The 18,029-nt window shown below is 70.7% G+C and carries 13 protein-coding genes and 1 tRNA gene; 10 read left to right on the top strand and 4 right to left on the bottom strand.

Going from position 1 to position 18,029, the window contains the following annotated elements:
- The first annotated feature begins 251 nt into the window (after positions 1 to 251).
- Genes ACZ499_RS09770 through ACZ499_RS09760 form a run of 3 tightly spaced genes read left to right on the top strand, consistent with a single transcriptional unit; the run spans position 252 to position 5,268 of the window.
- The gene (locus ACZ499_RS09770; protein WP_468673504.1) at positions 252 to 1,151 is read left to right on the top strand and encodes an FAD binding domain-containing protein; all 900 of its coding nucleotides are present in this window, start codon (positions 252 to 254) and stop codon (positions 1,149 to 1,151) included.
- A complete protein-coding gene (locus ACZ499_RS09765; RefSeq protein WP_468673503.1) occupies positions 1,148 to 2,944 on the top strand; it encodes a (2Fe-2S)-binding protein in 1,797 nt (598 codons plus the stop codon). The genes ACZ499_RS09770 and ACZ499_RS09765 overlap by 4 nt, the downstream gene beginning before the upstream one ends.
- Complete coding sequence (locus tag ACZ499_RS09760; RefSeq protein WP_468673502.1) at positions 2,941 to 5,268, top strand: xanthine dehydrogenase family protein molybdopterin-binding subunit; 2,328 nt, start codon at positions 2,941 to 2,943, stop codon at positions 5,266 to 5,268. The genes ACZ499_RS09765 and ACZ499_RS09760 overlap by 4 nt, the downstream gene beginning before the upstream one ends.
- A gap of 57 nt (positions 5,269 to 5,325) precedes the next feature.
- Here ACZ499_RS09760 and ACZ499_RS09755 read toward each other — a convergent pair whose 3' ends face one another.
- The 3 genes from ACZ499_RS09755 to ACZ499_RS09745 are packed head-to-tail and all read right to left on the bottom strand — an operon-like array spanning position 5,326 to position 7,791.
- Positions 5,326 to 5,853 carry a hypothetical protein gene (locus tag ACZ499_RS09755; protein ID WP_468673501.1) on the bottom strand — a complete coding sequence of 176 codons (528 nt, stop codon included), beginning with the start codon at positions 5,851 to 5,853 and terminating at the stop codon, positions 5,326 to 5,328.
- Positions 5,853 to 7,484 (bottom strand): alpha/beta hydrolase, encoded by a 1,632-nt coding sequence (locus ACZ499_RS09750; RefSeq protein WP_468673500.1) that lies wholly within the window; start codon positions 7,482 to 7,484, stop codon positions 5,853 to 5,855. Before ACZ499_RS09750 ends, ACZ499_RS09755 begins: the two co-directional genes overlap by 1 nt.
- A gap of 7 nt (positions 7,485 to 7,491) precedes the next feature.
- Positions 7,492 to 7,791 carry a hypothetical protein gene (locus ACZ499_RS09745; RefSeq protein ID WP_468673499.1) on the bottom strand — a complete coding sequence of 100 codons (300 nt, stop codon included), beginning with the start codon at positions 7,789 to 7,791 and terminating at the stop codon, positions 7,492 to 7,494.
- A gap of 332 nt (positions 7,792 to 8,123) precedes the next feature.
- Here ACZ499_RS09745 and ACZ499_RS09740 point away from each other — a divergent pair, with 332 nt between their 5' ends.
- The 6 genes from ACZ499_RS09740 (at position 8,124) to ACZ499_RS09715 (ending at position 15,116) form a co-directional block, all read left to right on the top strand.
- Positions 8,124 to 8,654 carry a hypothetical protein gene (locus ACZ499_RS09740; protein WP_468673498.1) on the top strand — a complete coding sequence of 177 codons (531 nt, stop codon included), beginning with the start codon at positions 8,124 to 8,126 and terminating at the stop codon, positions 8,652 to 8,654.
- A 96-nt stretch (positions 8,655 to 8,750) separates the two neighbouring features.
- Positions 8,751 to 10,325, top strand: coding sequence for a hypothetical protein (locus ACZ499_RS09735; protein ID WP_468673497.1), 1,575 nt, complete (start codon positions 8,751 to 8,753; stop codon positions 10,323 to 10,325).
- 43 nt (positions 10,326 to 10,368) lie between these two features.
- Positions 10,369 to 11,577, top strand: a complete 1,209-nt coding sequence (gene mycP, locus ACZ499_RS09730; protein ID WP_468673496.1) for a type VII secretion-associated serine protease mycosin — start codon at positions 10,369 to 10,371, stop codon at positions 11,575 to 11,577.
- Positions 11,578 to 11,743: 166 nt separating this feature from the next.
- Positions 11,744 to 12,178 carry a hypothetical protein gene (locus tag ACZ499_RS09725; RefSeq protein ID WP_468407035.1) on the top strand — a complete coding sequence of 145 codons (435 nt, stop codon included), beginning with the start codon at positions 11,744 to 11,746 and terminating at the stop codon, positions 12,176 to 12,178.
- Positions 12,179 to 12,225: 47 nt separating this feature from the next.
- Positions 12,226 to 14,535 (top strand): hypothetical protein, encoded by a 2,310-nt coding sequence (locus ACZ499_RS09720; RefSeq protein WP_468673495.1) that lies wholly within the window; start codon positions 12,226 to 12,228, stop codon positions 14,533 to 14,535.
- Positions 14,536 to 14,567: 32 nt separating this feature from the next.
- Positions 14,568 to 15,116, top strand: coding sequence for a hypothetical protein (locus ACZ499_RS09715; RefSeq protein ID WP_468673494.1), 549 nt, complete (start codon positions 14,568 to 14,570; stop codon positions 15,114 to 15,116).
- A 767-nt stretch (positions 15,117 to 15,883) separates the two neighbouring features.
- On the opposite strand, the gene ACZ499_RS09710 is transcribed toward ACZ499_RS09715, so the two are convergent.
- Positions 15,884 to 15,958: transfer RNA gene (locus ACZ499_RS09710), tRNA-Cys, on the bottom strand.
- 197 nt (positions 15,959 to 16,155) lie between these two features.
- Between ACZ499_RS09710 and ACZ499_RS09705 the strand changes: the two genes are divergently transcribed.
- On the top strand, positions 16,156 to 17,679 hold the full coding sequence (locus ACZ499_RS09705) for an MFS transporter (protein ID WP_468673493.1): 1,524 nt from the start codon (positions 16,156 to 16,158) through the stop codon (positions 17,677 to 17,679).
- The last annotated feature ends 350 nt before the right edge of the window (positions 17,680 to 18,029 follow it).

Here is an 18,029-nt window from a genome sequence, read left to right as displayed (position 1 = left end):
GGAACGTGACCGGTGACTGTTCCGCACTGTCCTGCACTGTTCCGCACGGATAAGTCGCACAACAGCCGTGAATCCGGACCATTCCCCTGGTCGGGGACGGATCTGTCCTTCGCGGACCCTCGCGTCGGGCGGCTCGGAAGATGTGCCAGAGTTGCCACCTCCGGGCTGTGAGCACGTACGGTACGGCCACGCACAGGCACACACAGTCGGGACAGTCGGGACGGCCGGGACACCGGGAAGGGGCAGCTGGGTTGACCACGCACGCACCGCAGGCGGCGCAGTCGGTGACACTGCCGGCCTCGCTCGACGAGGCCGTGGCGGCGCTCGCCGCCATGCCCGCCGCCGTGCCCGTCGCGGGCGGCACCGATCTGATGGCGGCGGTGAACCGGGGCCTGCTGCGCCCCGCGGGCCTCGTCGGCCTCGGCCGCATCAACGACATCCGCGGCTGGCAGTACCAGGACGGCCACGCGCTCCTCGGCGCGGGGCTCACGCACGCGCGGATGGGGCGCCCGGACTTCGCGGCGCTCATCCCGGCGCTCGCGGCGGCCGCGCGCGCCGCCGGTCCCCCGCAGATCCGCAACGCGGGCACCCTCGGCGGCAACGTCGCGTCGGCGGCGCCCACCGGCGACGCGCTGCCCGTACTCGCCGCGCTCGAAGCCACCCTGGTCATCGCCGGTCCCGAGGGCGCCCGCCGGGAGATCCCGGTCTCGCACCTGCTGGCCGGGCGGGAGATGCTCGCCCCCGCCGAACTCATCGGCCACGTCCGCGTGCCGCTGCTGCACGCCCCGCAGGTCTTCCTCAAGGCGACCGGCCGCACCGGCCCCGGCCGCGCCACCGCCTCGGTGGCCGTCGTCCTGGACCCGGCCCGGCGCGGGGTGCGCTGCGCGGTGGGCGCGATCGCACCGATGCCGCTGCGGCCCCTGGAGGCCGAGCGCTGGATCGCCTCCCTGATCGACTGGGACGGCGAGCGGGCGGCGCTGGCCCCGGAGGCGCTCAACGCCTTCGGCGAGTACGTGGCAGCCGCCTGCATCCCGGACCCGGTACCGGCGGCAGACGGCACGGAGCCCCCCGCGCTGTCTCCCGCCGTACTGCACCTGCGGCGCACGGTCGCCGCGCTGGCCCGACGAGCACTGGGGAGGGCGCTGTCGTGAGCGACAACCACGGCGACAACCGCGAGCGAGGGACGGGCGGCTGGCAGCCGGTCCCGCAGGGCGGCGAGTACGACGACGGCGCGACCGCCTTCGTCCAGCTGCCCGCGGACCTGGACGCGCTGCTCGGCGGCGACCCGCTGGCCGCGCCGGGCCACGGCTATGTGCCGCCGATGATCGTGCCGTTGACGCCCGCCGCCGCGACCGACCCGGCCGCGACCGGCGCCTGGACGATCCCGGCGCCGCCCGAGCCGGACCGGGGCGAGAGCCAGGTGCGGTCGGTGCAGTGGCCCGACGCGTCGGCCGTGCCCGCGCCCCCGCACCCGGCCCCGCTGGGCGACCTGCCGCAGGACCGGCACGCCACCGGCCAGTGGAACTTCTCCGACGACGCCTCGCTGACCGGCCAGTGGACGATCCCGGTCGCCGATGGCGAACTGCCGGATGAATCCGGCGAATTCAGTACATCCTCGCTCATTGAGCAGTGGGGTACGACGCCTCCGGCGACCCTGCCCGGCGGCGCGTCCGCGCCCTGGGCGACGGAGCAGCCGCAGCCCGAGCCCGAGCCCGACCATGCCGTGGAGGCGGAGGCCGCCGACGCGCGCGTGGCGGACTTCGCCGAGCAGGCGCACCAGGCGCACCGGGCGGCCACGGGAGCCCACCACCAGGCGTCCCTGGACCTCTCCGCGCCCGCCGAGTTCGCCGCCCCCGCGGACGTCTCCGCGCCCGTGGACTTCCCGGCCCCCGCGCCCGTACGCCCGGAACCCGTCCTGTCCTGGAACCCGCCCGGCCCCGGGGCGACCCTGCCGGGCGGCGCGCCCGCGCCCTGGTCGGCCGCGCTGGCGACGGACGTACGGGAGGAGCCGCGCGAGGACGTACGGGCCGAGGCGGACCCGACGGACGCGACCGGCGAGGACACGGCAGACGAGGACATGCCGGGTGCGGACCCGGCCGACGCCCCCGCGCCCGCCGCCGAGCCGCTGCCCGAGCCCGTCCACGCGCCGCAGGCACAGGCCCAGCCGCTCCCGGAGCCGGAGCCCGAGCCCACACCGGAACCCGTACGGGAAGCGGCACCGGACCCCGCCCCCGAGCCCGTAGCCATCCCCCTCCCCGCCCCCGAGCCGGAGCCGGTTCTGCCGCCCGCCGCCGACCTGGAGCACCCCCGTGCCTCCTACGTCCTGCGCGTCAACGGCACCGACCGGCCCGTCACCGAGGCGTGGGTCGGCGAGTCCCTGCTCTATGTGCTGCGCGAGCGGCTCGGCCTCGCCGGGGCCAAGGACGGCTGCTCGCAGGGCGAGTGCGGCGCCTGCAACGTGCAGGTCGACGGCCGTCTGGTCGCCTCCTGCCTGGTGCCCGCGGCCACCGCCGCCGGCTCCGAGGTGCGTACGGTCGAGGGCCTCGCCGTCGACGGCGAACCCTCCGACGTGCAGCGCGCGCTCGCCGAGTGCGGGGCCGTGCAGTGCGGCTTCTGCATCCCGGGCATGGCCATGACCGTCCACGACCTGCTCGAAGGCAACCACGCCCCGACCGAGCTGGAGACCCGGCAGGCGCTCTGCGGCAACCTCTGCCGCTGCTCCGGCTACCGGGGCGTGCTCGACGCCGTACGTGAGGTGGTGGCCGGGCGCGAGGCGCAGTCGGCCGCCGCGAGCGAGGCGGCGGGGCAGACGTCCGGGCACCCGGTCGCGCGCCCGGCCGGAAATCCGGCCGGGAACATCGAAGAAGCCCGCATTCCGCATCAGGCGGGGCCCGGCGCGGGCGGCGTCCAGCCCCCGCACACCCACGACGGAGGCATGGCGTGAGCAACGACGCAGCCACCGCGACGACCGCGGTGGTCGACGGGACGGGCACCGGCCCGGAGCAGCCGCCCGTGCCCGGCCACGGGCTCGGCGCCTCGCTCCGCCCCGCCGACGCGCGCGCCAAGACCGAGGGCACCTTCCCGTACGCCTCCGACCTCTGGGCCGAGGGCCTGCTGTGGGCGGCCGTGCTGCGCTCGCCGCACGCCTCGGCCCGTATCGTCGCGATCGACACCTCGGCCGCGGTCGACATGCCGGGCGTACGGGCCGTGGTGACCCACGCCGACGTGCCCGGCGACGCCGCGCACGGCCGGGGCATCGCGGACCGCCCGGTCTTCGCCGCCGACGTCGTACGCCACCACGGCGAGCCGATCGCGGCGGTGGCCGCCGACCACCCCGACACGGCCCGCCTCGCGGCGGCGGCGATCGCGGTCGAGTACGAGTTGCTCGAACCGGTCACCGACCCCGAGAAGGCGTTCGCCGCCGAACCCCTGCACCCCGACGGCAACTTGATCCGCCACATCCCGCTCCAGTACGGCGACCCGGACGTCACCGGCGAGGTCGTGGTGGAGGGCCTGTACCGGATCGGCCGCCAGGACCCGGCGCCGATCGGCGCCGAGGCGGGGCTCGCGGTGCCGCGCCCCGACGGCGGCGTGGAGATCTACACCGCGTCCACCGACCCGCACGCCGACCGCGACCTCGCGGCGGCGTGCTTCGGCCTGGACCCGGAGCGCGTGAAGGTGGTCGTCACCGGCGTCCCCGGCGCCACCGGCGACCGCGAGGACTCCGGCTTCCAGCTCGCGCTCGGCCTGCTCGCGCTGCGGACCGGCTGCCCGGTGAAGCTGACGGCGACCCGCGAGGAGTCGTTCCTGGGCCACGCCCACCGCCACCCGACTCTGCTGCGCTACCGCCACCACGCGGACGCGGAGGGCCGTCTGGTGAAGGTGGAGGCACAGATCCTGCTGGACGCGGGCGCGTACGCGGAGGCCTCGTCCGAGTCGCTGGCGGCCGCGGTGGCATTCGCCTGCGGCCCGTACGTGGTCCCGCACGCCTTCGTCGAGGGCTGGGCGGTCCGGACGAACAACCCGCCCTCCGGCCACGTCCGGGGCGAGGGCGCGATGCAGGTGTGCGCGGCCTACGAGGGCCAGATGGACAAACTGGCGGCCAAACTGGGCCTGGACCCGGCGGAGCTGCGCCTGCGCAACGTACTGGCGACGGGTGACCTGCTCCCCACCGGCCAGACGGTGACGTGCCCGGCCCCCGTGGCCGAACTCCTCACCTCCGTACGGGACTTCCCCCTCCCGACCCTCCCCAAGGACGACCCCGAGGACGACTGGCTGCTGCCGGGCGGCCCCGAGGGCGCGGGCGAGCCGGGCGCGGTCCGCCGGGGCGTCGGCTACGCGCTCGGCATGGTGCACATGCTGGGCGCCGAGGGCAGGGACGAGGTGTCGACGGCCACGGTCAAGGTGCAGGACGGCGTGGCCACGGTGATCTGCGCTGCGGTGGACACGGGCCAGGGCTTCACCACCCTCGCCCGCCAGATCGTCCAGGAGACGCTGGGCATCGAGGAGGTGCACGTGGCCCCGGTCGACACGGACCAGCCCCCCGCGGGCCCGGCGTCGCACGGCCGCCACACGTGGGTGTCGGGCGGAGCGGTGGAACGAGCGGCGAAAATGGTCCGCACGCAACTCCTCCAGCCCCTGGCGCACAAGTTCGGCATGTCGACGGAGCTGCTCCAGATCGCCGACGGCAAGATCACGTCGTACGACGGCGTCCTCTCCACGACGGTCACCGAGGCGATGGACGGCAAGGAACTCTGGGCCACGGCCCAGTGCCGCCCGCACCCCACCGAGCCCCTGGACGAGACGGGCCAGGGCGACGCCTTCGTCGGCCTCGCCTTCTGCGCGATCCGCGCGGTGGTGGACGTGGACATCGAGCTGGGCTCGGTACGGGTGGTGGAACTGGCGGTCGCGCAGGACGTGGGCCGGATCCTGAACCCCGGCCAGCTGGTGGCACGTATCGAGGCGGGCGTGACGCAGGGCGTGGGCGCGGCCCTGACGGAGAACCTCCGCACGGCCCGCGGCCTGGTCCGCCACCCCGACCTCACGGGCTACGCCCTCCCCACGGCCCTGGACGCCCCCGACATCCGCATCGTGAAGCTGGTGGAGGAGCGCGACGTGGTGGCCCCCTTCGGCGCGAAGGCGGCGAGCGCGGTCCCGGTGGTGACGTCCCCGGCGGCGGTGGCGTCGGCGGTACGGGCGGCTACGGGGCGGCCGGTGAACCGGCTGCCTATTCGGCCTCAGGCGGCGGTGGTTGTGGCGGGGGTGTAGGCGGGCTAGGGGTTGGTGTGCGGCCGGGTGGGACGACTTCGTCCCACCCGGCTTACGTCAGACGTGCTCTTGCTTGGCGCCCGAGGGTAGGAGGCAGGGAGTCGCGACGATGAGCACCAGCAAGTTCTCGGCTACATCCCCGGCCGATACGAAGTGGTGCTCCTTGGGGTGGGTGGCGTCGACCAGATTGGCTGGATCCTTGCTCGGGTCCGAGCGGTAGCCCTGAATCTCGAAGCCCTGGCTCTTCAGTGCGTCCCGGATGTCCCGGATGGCCTCCGCGTGCTGAGCGCGGGGGAGCGTGGCTCGTACCGAGTAGTGCAGTGTGAAGCGGCCATCGTCGGCGGACTCGCCGTTTTTGCCGATGCAGTTGCTGTAATCCGCTGTCGGCTTGGCGGTCTTGGGATCCAGCGTGGCCTTCGCCGTACGGGTCATGGAGTCGGTCCAGTGCTTGGCCCACTCCTCCGCCTTCTCCTTGCTCATGCGCGGCAGCGGAGCGTTGGCTTCCTTCTTGTCGGACATGCAGCCTCCCAGCAGCAGGGTCAGCGCCAGCGCGGCAGCGCTCCGGCGGGGTGTGGTCCAGAGCATCAGCCCATGCCTCCGGTCTCTGGCGTCTTGCCCGCGATGATGCGGCCCTGATTCTCCAGGCTCTGGCTTCCGCCGTCCCAGTAGCCACTGTGCCCGCTGGTGTCGACGTACATCCGCTGTGCCCCGAATCCCGGTTCCTTCGGGTCGGCGCCGAGAGACGCGCCTGAGAGCAGGTTGGAGACGAAGTCGTCGCTTGCGGCGCCTACCCATAGGTGCCGGGGATCCATGTGCAACTGGTCGGCGCGTTTGACGGTCAGGCCAGGGCTCCCGACTACCACGGCGTCGTCGGCGCCCAGGCCGTCTCCTCCGGCGTCGGCGGCGCCCACGGTGGTGGAACCGTAGCTGTGTCCGAGCACGGTGAGGTGGGTGGGCTGATCGCCTTGGTGTGCGGCGCGGAGGCCGTGGGTGAAGTCCCGCAGTCTCCCGGCGCCCTCCTTGGCCCGGTGGTCGCTGGCGATGCCTGGGCTCAGATCGGCGGAACCCACGCTGTCCGTGTTGAGTTCAGGGGCGTTGTAGTCGAGCCAGGACACCACGGCGACGTCTGTGGTGCCGTTGGTGCCGTTCCACCGGCCGGCCGCGCTCTGTAGTGTGCCGACCCGGTCGATATCGCCCCCCACGCTGTCCAGTTGGTGGCTTGTCCCAGACACGAAGACGGCCGTGTGCTTCGCCGTATCCGGGTTGCCGACCGAGACGACCGCCGTTCCGTCTTTCGAGAGGCCGTACTTGAGCAGATAGAGCCGCTTGTCCGGGGGCGCCACATCCGCTTGGTCCAGCTTGTCCTTGAGCTTGCTCAGCGAGCCGTACAAGTACCGGTCGTGGTAGCCGAGGCTGCCCTCCCGTAGTGCGTAGTCGTTGAGCTGCATATCCAGGTTGGTGCGGTTCGCCGTGTCCCGGGCGGCGGAGGGCAGGCCGTCCATGGTGCCGAGCCGTTCGGGGAACGCGGCAAGGTACATCTCCCGGTCCTCGATGTGTAGCCCGGCCCACCAGTCCGCGGTCTGCTGAGGATCCTTTCCGTCAGGGATGGCCTTCTTGCCGAGCCCGAGGAATTCCCCGACCCGTACGGCGTCCTCGCGCGCGTGGTCGGCTCCGTACCGCTTGTCCAGATCGAAGGGATCGATCTGGTACAGGAGTTCGGCGGCTTGAGTGCAGACGGTCGAGGCTTCCAGAACAGCCGCGTCGATGCGGGCCCGGAAGCCGCCCAGCCCGGCGTTCGCCTGCTGCTGTATGCCTTGGTAGTCCGGGTCGTTGTGGTACTTCGGGTCGACCGCTTCCACCGCCTCCACCCAGCCATCGACCCGGACCTTGTGCCCGGCCTTCTCCGCGTCGGCGACCGCGTTGCGCAACTTGCGCTGGGATTCCTGCATACGGGTGCTGAGCGCGTCCAGAACGGCGTAGATGAGCTGGGCGTTGGTCTTCCCGGTCCCCAGCTTGCTCTCGGTGGCTTCGAGGGCGGCGAAACCGTAGTCGGCTCCGACTCCTGCCCAGCCAGCCTTGTGTAGCGGCCCTGTTACGTGCTTCCCGCTGCCCGTCTGAGTGTCGCCCAGCTTCTTGGCCAGATTCTGCCAGGAGTCGGCTGCGGCTTCCAGCTCGGCGAAGTTCTGATGGAGCAGTTGTGCGAAGAGTTCTGGCATGCCGCGCTCACCAGCCCGTGAAGCAGCGGCCGACGTCGAGGTCGTTGATGCTGTGGTGGTCGGCCAGCAGGCGCAGCCCCTCGGCATGCTCGGTCAGCCGACCCTGCAACGTGGTGAGCGCATCGCCCCAGCCGGTGCCGGTGGCGTCCAGCCTGCCCCTGACTGGCCAGGCTTTCAGCGAGGCAGCGGCGGCAGCGGTGTCGTCGATCGCCTTCGTCAGTATCGGCCGCAAATCGGTGACCAGACTGTCGGCCGCGCCTGCGGAGGCTTTGAGCTCGCTTGCGCGGATATTGAGGTCGTCCGCCATATTCCTCTCCCCCTGACTGCACGCACTGGCGGGCCTGCCCACCCTCATGGCCACGAGCTACCTGCCCGTCCCTGGCGTCTCCCCTGTGGCCGCGAGAACGACCCTAATGAGAGCCCTGTGCGCCTCCGCAAGCGCGAGCTGGTGCCTGGCCGAAAATCGTATGCTCGCGCGTAGCATCGTCGCCTCCACCCGCGCAAGAGTTCCGGTGCCCAGTTTGCCCAACTGTCGGTCTGTGCAAGGACTCAGAGGGGAGAGGAGGCTGCCGGAATGTCGGAGGTGCTGGCTACAGTTACTTCTGAAGCAGTGGGGGAACGGGGAACGGGGAGGCAACTGTGGCGCAGGACGGCGGGGACGTGGGGCCCGGGGTGAACACGCTGGCACCGGTGCTCGCACTGATGCCGGGCATCGGCGGGGCGGCCGGCGCCGCTGTCCTGGCGGCGGCCGACCTCGCGCGCGAGGCCGAGTCGATGCTCACCTTCAAGAAGCGGGTCGACGCGCTGCTCACCAAGCTCAACGACTCGGAGGCCGCGTCGACCAAGATCAACGCGGACCGCCTGGCCAAGTCCGAGCTGGGCCCGGAGGACCTCAAGGAGAGCGCGTTCCTGTACGGCGTGTACGAGGTCGTCCACGACCAGATCGGCCAGCTCTCCAAGGCGCTCGGTATGCAGATCGAGGGCCTGTGCATCGCGGTCCTGGCGGCGGAGAACGGCTACGACGGCGTGGACGCGGACGTACGGGACCGGATGCGGGCGATCAGCGGGGAACTGCACCGCCAGCAGGAGCTGTACGGGACGGACACGCCCGGCGCGGCTGCGCCCAAGGCGCCGGCGCCGGACAAGGGTGCGACGGGCGGGTCGATCTGATGCGGGCCGATGCGGCGCTGGTCGATGCGATGTGGCTCGATGTGACGGGGGTCGGCCCCATGGGGCGCGGATTGCAGGGGATGGCGGTGCGGCGACATGGCTGAGAACAAGGGGCAGGGGCAGGGGCCGGGGCGGGACCGGGGGCAGGGGGCGCCGAAGGCGCCGCCGGTGGAGCGGACGGACTTCGAGCACAAGTCGCATCAGGAACTCTGGACCATGGTCCAGGGCATGAAGGGCGACTCGGCGTCCCTCCTCGCCAAGAAGCTCGCCGACGCGGCCGCGACGATCACCGAGATCGGTGACGACCTGAAGACCCACATGAGCCGCGTCGTCTGGACGGGCGAGGGCGCGAAGGCGTTCACCGACTGGGGCCACGACGCGGCGATGGCCACGCTGGGCCTGGGCCAGTACAGCCACGCGGCGTCGACCCATCTCGACGCCGTCACGAATGCCATCGCCCAGGTCAAGTCCTCGGTCCCGGTGTACGACCCCGCCCTGAAGAAGGAAGCCACCGACACCCAGAAGCTGTACGTCGCCGCCCACCACGACCCCGACGGCCAGAAGGACGCGAGGGACGCCTCGGCCAAGCTGACCGGCCTCAACGAGAAGATGGAGGGGCAGCGGCAGGAGGCGGTACGGGAGCTCAAGCGGTTGGCGGATGCGTATGTGCAGTCGGGGGAGCAGATAGCGGCGTTGCGGCCGCCGGTGTTTCCGGCGCCGCCGGCGGTGTTTGTGCCGGGGCGCGAGTTCGGCAACACCCAGTACACCGGAGGTGCATCCGGCGGAACGAGTGCGGGCCACCGGACCACCGGGCCGACGAGCGCTCCGGCTCGCCAGGAGTACACCGGACCAACGAGCGTCCATAAGCCGGACGCGCCGAAGGGGACGACTGTGTCGCCGTCCCTGCCGACACCGATGACTCCGGACCACCACGTAGCCAGCACGGCGATCGACAGCGTGAACACGCTGCCATCGACGCCTCCGGTCGTTCCCACCGGCCCCGGCGTTCCGCCCACCTCGCCTCCTGTCGGCAAGCCGGATGGCTGGATGCCACCCGTTGGGCCCATGCCACCCACGTTCGGCGGCGGCAAGACCGGTCTGCCGGCCCCCGGTGTCGTGGGCGGACGTCAGGCGACGGGCGGCATGCGCGGACCGGGGCTGCCGAACCAGAGCACCGTGGGCGGCCTGCCCCCGAGCAAGCTCCCGCGTGAGAACGGCATCGTCGGCGGCCGCCAGGTACCGCCCAGCGCCGGTCGTCCGACGAACGGCATCCCCCGGGGTACTGTCGTGGGCCACGAAGGCACGACGCAGGGCCGACCGCCGATGGCCCACGGACCGGGCGGCGGCACCGGCGGGGGCGGCTCCAGAGGAGGGTTCTCCGGCGGACGCCGCCTGGCGGGCGAGCCCGGCGGCATCGTCGGTGGTCGCCCGACCGAGCCCGGAACCAGAAGCGGGCGCCCCTTCACCGAGGGCGGCTCCGGTCTCGTACGCAACGCGGAAGGCGGCTCTCAGGCAGGTCGGGCCGGGCGAGGCGGCATGATCCCGCCTGGCATGCACGGTGCCGCCGGTCGGCGGGACGAGCGCGGAGGCGAGCGTCCCGACTACCTCACCGAGGACGAAGAGACCTGGCAGCAGAGCGACCGCCGTATTGTGCCGCCTGTAATCGACTGAGCCCGTACGAAGGAAGCGCATGCCTACCAGCAGCCATCGAGTCATGAGGCACGGCCGTGCCGTGTCCGTCGCCTTGGGGGCCCTGCTGGTAGGCATTGCCGCCACGCCCGCCCACGCCGACACGGTCCGCGAGCGGCAGTGGCATCTCGACGCCATGCAGGCGAACGAGATGTGGAAGATCAGTACGGGCAAGGGCGTCACCGTCGCTGTCCTCGACAGCGGTGTCGAGGACAACCTCGACGACCTGAAGGGGCAGGTCCTCCCGGGGCTCAATCTTTCAAGGGAACCTGGGGACGAGCACACCGGCTACTCAAGTCACGGCACGAGCATGGCCGCATTGATCGCAGCAACGGGAAAGCGGGCCGGTGGCGACGGCTCGTTTGGTCTCGCGCCCGGCGCGAAGATTTTGCCGATCAGGCTTCCGAAGGAGAATGAAGGGACGAAGCTGGCACAGAACGTCCCACTGTTCCTTGAGAAGTTGAGCGAGGGCATTCGCTACGCGGCGGATCACGGTGCCAAGGTGATCAACATTTCACAAGGTGTGCCGGAAACTTCGGACGAGCTCACCAGTGCGGTGAAGTACGCCTTGGACAAGGGGTCTTTGATCTTCGCCGGTGTCGGCAACAGCGGAGACAAGGGCAACCCGGTGGAATATCCGGCCGCAACCCCTGGCGTCGTGGGCTTGTCAGCCGTAGACCGAAAGATCGACGCGACCAAGGAGTCGGAACACGGCCCTCAGGTCGACCTCGCAGCCCCCGGCGACGAGATGACCCACGCCTGCGGCGGCGGCACCCACATCTGTCTGAGCCACGGCACCAGCGACGCCACCGCCCTCGCCTCCGCCTCCGCCGCCCTGATCTGGTCCAAGTACCCCCAGTGGACCAACAACCAGGTCCTCCGAGTCATGCTCAACACGGCCGGCGGCCCCCGGAACGGGGAAAAGCGCACGGACTACATCGGGTACGGAGTCGTCCGCCCCCGTATCGCCCTGACGAGCCCCGGCGACCCCGGCCCGGCGAACGAGTACCCGCTCCCCGACCTGGCCGCAGCCAACACCAACTCCCCTTCCCCGCAAGCACCGTCCACCCCTCCCACCACTGCTGCTAAGCCGACCATCCCGCCGGCGTCCTCCACGACCGACGGCGACAGCGGCGGCAACACAGGCCTGTGGATCGGGCTGGGGGCGGTGGCCGTCGTCGGGGTGGCCGTGGCCGTACCGCTCGTACGGTCGCGGCGGCGCCGCACCACGTAGAACAGGGCGCCTCCGTCAACCCACCCGCCCCATCCCAGCCATTCAGGGGGGATGAAACGGCCACGTAACCCCATAGCCGGACCATGTGCTGGCGCGAAGAGCGCGGCGTCCGTACGTTATGGAAACGGTAAAGAGCTGTCCGGGGGCGTACGGGGGCGGGATCCGCATGTCGTTCGAGGAAGAGTGGCGCGAGGCGCACGCCAGCGCGGCCGCCAACGTGGCCATGCGGCTGAATCGCGCCGACAACGGGCCGAGCGGGACGAACGGCCCCGGCGGCGCCGACCTCAGCGTCCAGCGCGACGACCTCGGTGTGGTCGGCGGGGACGCCTTCAAGCTCCACGACGGGCTCAAGCGCGACGGAAATCACGCACGCGAATCCACCGGCGCCGCCGCGACCGCCCTCAGCGCCCGCAACTTCACCAGCGGCGGCGAGTTGGCGAAGGTCCGCACCAAGTGGGACACCCAGCTGCGCACGCTCAGCGACGCCTGCGCGCAGATCTCCAACCACCTCGACTACTCGATGGCTGCCCACGCCAAGGACGACGAGCGCGTCGGAGGCGAGCTGATCGCCGTGTCGCGGATCGATGAGTACCTGAAGTAGGCCGCCGCACTTAACGGACTTCGAGCCACCAAGGTCGGTATCAGGACATGCTCACGTACGACGACGTGGTGAACGCGCCGCTCGACAAGTTGAAGACGGCGGTCGACGACTGGTCGGACATGGTCACCAGACTGAAGACCCTCGCCGAAGAGGCCCGCAAGGGGATGAAGGCTCACGCTGACGCGGCTGACTGGGCCGGGGTGAACGCGGGTGTGACCAGGCAGTTCATCGACAAGACGGCCAAGGAGTTCGAGGACGCGGCGGCGGAGGCGAAGGGGATCCACGCGGTACTGGCGGACGGGTACGCGGCGTTCAAGCGGGCGAAGGACGAGTTACACAAGATCGTCGATGGCTCGGAGAAGTCCGGCATCGTCGTGGACGCGCAGGGGCGGGTCACCGCCCGCTACTCCGTCGCCGGAGACTACGCCGCGCATCACACCGCCCCCGGCGTCTCCCTCGATCTCGACCTCAAGCGGCAGAACGACGCCGTTGCCGAGTGGCAGGGCCGTATCAAGGTGATCGTGGAGGAGTGCGGTGAGGCGGACGAGTCGTTGCGGCGGGCCCTGGCGGCGAACGACGGGAGCGAGAACGACTTCGCCACGCCGAAGTTCAGCGGCCTGGAGGACGAGAAGGCGGCTCGGGCCGTCGAACTGGCCAGGAAGGCCACGGGAGACGGGGGCGTGGCGCGTAACGTCGAGGCCCTTCGCCAGCTCCGGGAGCTCGTGCACGACAACGCGAAGGAGCCGGAGTTCGCCACCGCCTTCTACCGCCGCATGGGCGCGGAAGGCACGCTGGAGCTGTACACGAAGATGTCGCTGGACGCGACGGGCCTGGGCGCGGCCGGCCGGGACCGGGTGGCGATGGTGCACAGCCTCCAGAACGACATGGGCGCGATGCTGGGCGTCGCCACCGATCCGAGGACGCGCGGCCACCTGGATCCCACCTGGACCCTCGACATGATGCGGGCCGGCCGCAAGCGGATCGACATCCCGGGGGTCACGAGCATCGGCGCGAAGGTGTACGGGTACCAAGCGCTCGGTGCCTTGTTACGTCACGGCCGGTACGACAAGGAGTTCCTGGTCCCGATCGGGCGAGACATGGTCGGGATGGAGCACAAGGATCCGGGGATCTGGGAAGGGAACGTGCCTACGGCCCAGGCGATGGCCTTCAACCTCGACAAGGAGGGTGGCCGCGGCTTCGATCCCATGACCGGTCTGATGCAGGCCATGGCCAACACCCCGGAGACGTCCGCCGCCTTCTTCAACGAGCCCGTACGCGAAGACAACACTGGGGACGGGATCGTCACCACCGACGACAAACCGGTCTCGGGTGCCCAGGGGCGCCCCCAGGGGATGGTCGACTACGCCCTCGACCGCAAGCCCACAGCGGACTGGTTCGACACGGCCCCCACCGACGGCCCCCTCCCGACCCCGCTCCAGACCGCGACCGGGAACGCGCTGGAGGCGGCGGTCACGGGGCGGGTTGTGGGAGACGATCATGCAAGGCCCGTGGAGCACACGGAGCAGATGGCCAAGGTGATGGAGAGGGTCGTCGCGAAGGTCGGCGGCGCCCCGCAACTGGTGCTGGGTGAGGGCGAAGCGCCCGGCCCGCTGGAGGGGCTGTCCGGGAACTTCGGGAACATGGCTGCGGAGTACATGCCGGATCTTCAGGCGGCAACGGAGGACGGCGCACATCAGGCCAAGGTAGTTGGAGTGCAGGCACACTTCGAGAAGGGAGAGATGGGGCATTTCCTCGGGGCTGTGGCGCAGGACCCGGAGGCGTACGGGTCGATCACCAATGCGCAGCAGGCGTACACCACGTTGCTGGTGCGTGATGTGTTCGCGCATCCGGAGAATCACGGGTCCGATGTGGGGGCTGCCGTGATCAACGCGGTCCATCCCGGTGGCCAGATCGCCGGAATGATGGCACAGGCGCGGGTTGAGGCGATCTTTGACAAGCACTCGGCGGACGACGCCCGGTTCAACGAAGCGCTTCAGGATAAGGCCGACTGGGTCAACAGGGTCGTCGACGGTGTCGGGGGAAAGTTCATCGAGTTGCTTCCGGTCGGCGGGGACGCCGTGGAGTGGTTGAAGGAAGACATCACGAAATCCGTGGTGGAGAGCGGACAGAAGGACACTTCGGGGGAGGCCAGCCAGGAGGCGGCCGAAGCGTATTCATATGCCGAGACGGGCGCCAAGAAATCCGCGGCGGCCGCAGTGGGTGACGCCGGCAGGAGTGCTGGGATTACGGTGCGGGATGTGCGGGAGTACCAGGGGCTGGCCTCTTCCCAAACCGGTGATGCCTTCGCGGACGGTCGCAATCACGCGGCGATCGCCGCCAAGGGCGGCGCGAAGTGATTAAGGGTGCGAGCAGGATAGGGGCCGTGTCGATGGCTGGCTTGCTCGTGCTCAGTGGCTGCTCGGGCAAGGAGGAGGAGTCCATACCGACCCTGCCGGGAACCATCTGCTGGGGAGAATTCGCCAGAAGCTCTGTCGCCCCGCTGCTGCCGACCGGCAGGCAGGCGCAAGTGCTGATGCCGGATGGGCCGACGTTCGATGTGTTCAGGTATCGGTACCAGTCGAGCGTCGCTTGCAACGTGTCGATTGACGGGAAAGGAAGTTTTCGAGCGTTTGCCCAACGCCGGAGAAGAGGGAAGGGCGCTGACTGGACGTCGTGGAGTAACTCCGCGAGGAGAATCCCGGTGGGTGATGAAGGTTTCATCTGGAAGACGGGCGTGACCTCTGTAATCTTGTGCGAGCGGCCCGATCTTCCCAGGGGACCGGGTTCCGCCCTGGGCGCGTTGGAGAAATATGTCGTGCTGGAGATCAACACGAACCATGCCCCCGACACTCAGAAGGCCCAGGACGTCCTCGCGTCCCTGATGGAGCAATACGTCCAGTTCGCCAAGCGCGAGCTGAAATGCGCGAATAAGGCCTGACCCCGTGCGCCGGGGTGGCCCCATTTCGTGTTGATCGAGCGGGGAGGGAACGCTTGTGTGGGTGGAAGTGTGCCTGGATCGCGGGGGTGTCATTGGTTCTCGGTGTCACGCTCTCGGCGTGTGGCGGTGACGAAGGAAAGTCCCTTGCCGCGTCGCGTGTCTGTGACGGCTTGTTCTCGGAACCTGCGGCGACGGATTTCCTGGAGAAGCTGACCGGGGCGAGCCTCTTTGTGAATACGTCCGCGGATGGGATCTCGAAGACGGCGAAGTTCCTGGAGACCGAGCATCGGAAACGCATGAACTGGTCGCGTACCAGCTCCACGCTCTGTGTGGTCGCCGGAGAAGGAAGACGGGGCAGCTTCCATGTCCAGTTCGACGTCTACGCCCCTTGGGATGTGACGGGCAAGGGCCACTCGGTGGACACTCAACCGTATCGGCTGGGGAAGAAGGCCTGGGCAAAGGCGGGCGAGTCATCCTTGTACTTCGAGTGTGTGAGCCCGGAGTTGGGTGCGTCTCGGACCCGGCCTGTTCGGGTCCATGGCCGGGTGGCGCCCCGTGGCAACAGGAAGACGCCGAACACGCGGGAGTTCCGGGAGACGTCCCTGAGCGTGTTGCATTCCGCTTCGCTCAAGCTTGCACCAAGAAGATGGAGTGCGAGAACTCTGGCGGGTGCCGGATCCGTTGGTTCTGCAGCCGGTCGCATGAGGCTTTGAACGTCTGAGAGCGGGCGCCCCCGTGCCGTGGGGGCGTCCGCTCTCGGGTGTTTCTGGAGGCCGTGACCGGAATCGAACCGGCGTAACTCGCTTTGCAGGCGAGCCCCTCAACCACTCGGGCACACGGCCGTGTGCTGACTTCTTTGACCGTAGGGGGTGGGGGAGGGGCGGGGAAGGGGAGCACGGGGGCTGCAATGGGACTGCCATGTTGCGTTCATGTGGGGTGGGCGGGGTGGGGGTGGGGCCTGGGGCGTACGACCAAATGCTGAGGTGGGGGGCGTCTCTGGACAGGGGTCAAACGGCATCTAGGCCCTTACTGTGGGCTCATGAGCGCCCTGGAGTCCGCCGACGCGGACGTCACCTCGTCCCCCTCCGCCGTCGACCTCCCCGCCCAACTCGCCCAACCCGCCGGACCTGCCGAACCCGGCGGAAGCGTCGGCATTCTTGGTAAATCACATCGCGCTCTCAGCATCGGCACCATCGCCGTCGTCCTCCTCATCGCCTTCGAGGCGACCGCCGTCGGGACCGCCATGCCGGTCGCGGCGCGGGAGCTCGACGGGGTGTCGCTGTACGCGTTCGCCTTCTCCTCGTACTTCACGACCAGTCTGTTCGGGATGGTCGTCGCCGGGCAGTGGGCGGACCGGCGGGGGCCGCTGGGGGCGCTCGCGGTGGGGATAGCGGCGTTCGGGGCGGGGCTGCTGCTGTCCGGGACGGCGGTGAACATGTGGACCTTCATCGCCGGGCGGGCCGTGCAGGGGCTCGGGGGCGGGCTGGTCATCGTCGCGCTGTACGTCGTGGTCGGGCGCGCCTACCCGGAGCCGATGCGGCCCGCGATCATGGCGGCTTTCGCGGCGAGCTGGGTGGTGCCGTCGGTGGTCGGGCCGCTGGCGGCGGGCAGCGTCACCGAGCACCTCGGGTGGCGGTGGGTGTTCGTGGGGATTCCTGCTCTTGTCGTCTTTCCACTGGCGCTTGCCTTGCCTGCCATACGGCGTATGGCGTCCGGGCCCGCCGACCCGGACGCGCCCGTCGAGGCGTTCGACCGGCGGCGGATCCGGCTGGCGCTGATGATCTCGCTGGGGGCGGGGCTGCTCCAGTACGCCGGGCAGGACCTGCGATGGCTGTCGTTGGTGCCGGCGGTGGCGGGTGGCGCGCTGCTGGTACCCGCCGTCGCGGGGCGGCGCGCGCTGCTGCCGCGCGGGACGTACCGGGCGGTGCGGGGGCTGCCGTCCGTGGTGCTGCTGCGGGGGATCGCGGCGGGGTCGTTCATCGCGGCGGAGTCGTTCGTACCGCTGATGCTGGTGACGCAGCGGGGGCTGTCGCCGACGATGGCCGGGTTCTCGCTGGCGGCGGGCGGGGCGACGTGGGCGCTCGGGTCGTACGTACAGGCGCGGCCGTGGGCCGAGCCGTACCGGGAGCGGCTGATGGTGGTGGGGATGCTCATGGTCGCCTCGGCCATCGCGGCGGCGCCGAGCGTGCTGATCTCCTGGGTGCCGGTGTGGGTGGTGGCGGTCGCCTGGGGCGTGGGGTGCTTCGGGATGGGGATGGTCATCGCCTCGACGAGCGTGCTGCTGCTGAAGCTTTCGGCGCCGGGGGAGGCGGGGGCGAACTCGGCGGCCCTCCAGATCTCGGACGGCCTGTCGAACGTGTTGCTGCTCGCGGGGGGTGGGGCGGCGTTCGCGGCGCTGGGGGGTGGGGCTGTGGGGGCCGCGCATGATGCGGTGGTGGCGGGTGCGGCTGCAGGGGCGGGTGCGGGTGCGGGGCATCCGGGAGCCTTCGCGGCGGTGTTCCTGCCGATGGCGGGGGTGGCGGTGGTGGGGGCTTGGGTGGGTGTGCGGATGGGGGAGCGGTGAGGGTTTGCCCCTCCCCGCCCCTTCCCTAGACCCTCCGGGGGTGGGGGAGGGCTGGGGTGGGCGGGTTTCCCGGGGGCTCCGCCCCCGGACCTCCGTTGCGGGGCTTCGCCCCCTGCACCCCCAGCGGGGACTGCGCCCCTGCACCCCGCCACGGGCCCCGGACCCCGGCGGGGGAGGTGGGTGGTTTACGGAGGCCGCGCCCTCGCGGGGCCTGCGGCCCCTGCACCCCGCTCACGGCGCCCCGCGCCCCCGCACCCCGCTTCGGGCTGCACCCCCGCACCTCGCTTCGGGCTGCACCCCCGCACCTCGCTTCGGGCTGCACCCCCGCACCTCGCTTCGGGCTGCACCCC

The sequence above is a fragment of the Streptomyces sp. NPDC031265 genome, assembly GCF_055570295.1.
Note: the sequence above shows the minus strand (reverse complement) of the source record. Positions and strands in the feature narration are given on the sequence as shown.

Bases quoted from the DNA above. Each gene is read 5' to 3' on its own strand.
- ACZ499_RS09755 (WP_468673501.1), bottom strand. From the start codon at position 5,853: ATGCTCTGGACCACACCCCGCCGGAGCGCTGCCGCGCTGGCGCTGACC.
- ACZ499_RS09750 (WP_468673500.1), bottom strand. From the start codon at position 7,484: ATGCCAGAACTCTTCGCACAACTGCTCCATCAGAACTTCGCCGAGCTG.
- ACZ499_RS09745 (WP_468673499.1), bottom strand. From the start codon at position 7,791: ATGGCGGACGACCTCAATATCCGCGCAAGCGAGCTCAAAGCCTCCGCA.
- ACZ499_RS09735 (WP_468673497.1), top strand. From the start codon at position 8,751: ATGGCTGAGAACAAGGGGCAGGGGCAGGGGCCGGGGCGGGACCGGGGG.
- mycP (WP_468673496.1), top strand. From the start codon at position 10,369: ATGAGGCACGGCCGTGCCGTGTCCGTCGCCTTGGGGGCCCTGCTGGTA.
- ACZ499_RS09725 (WP_468407035.1), top strand. From the start codon at position 11,744: ATGTCGTTCGAGGAAGAGTGGCGCGAGGCGCACGCCAGCGCGGCCGCC.
- ACZ499_RS09720 (WP_468673495.1), top strand. From the start codon at position 12,226: ATGCTCACGTACGACGACGTGGTGAACGCGCCGCTCGACAAGTTGAAG.
- ACZ499_RS09715 (WP_468673494.1), top strand. From the start codon at position 14,568: ATGGCTGGCTTGCTCGTGCTCAGTGGCTGCTCGGGCAAGGAGGAGGAG.
- ACZ499_RS09705 (WP_468673493.1), top strand. From the start codon at position 16,156: ATGAGCGCCCTGGAGTCCGCCGACGCGGACGTCACCTCGTCCCCCTCC.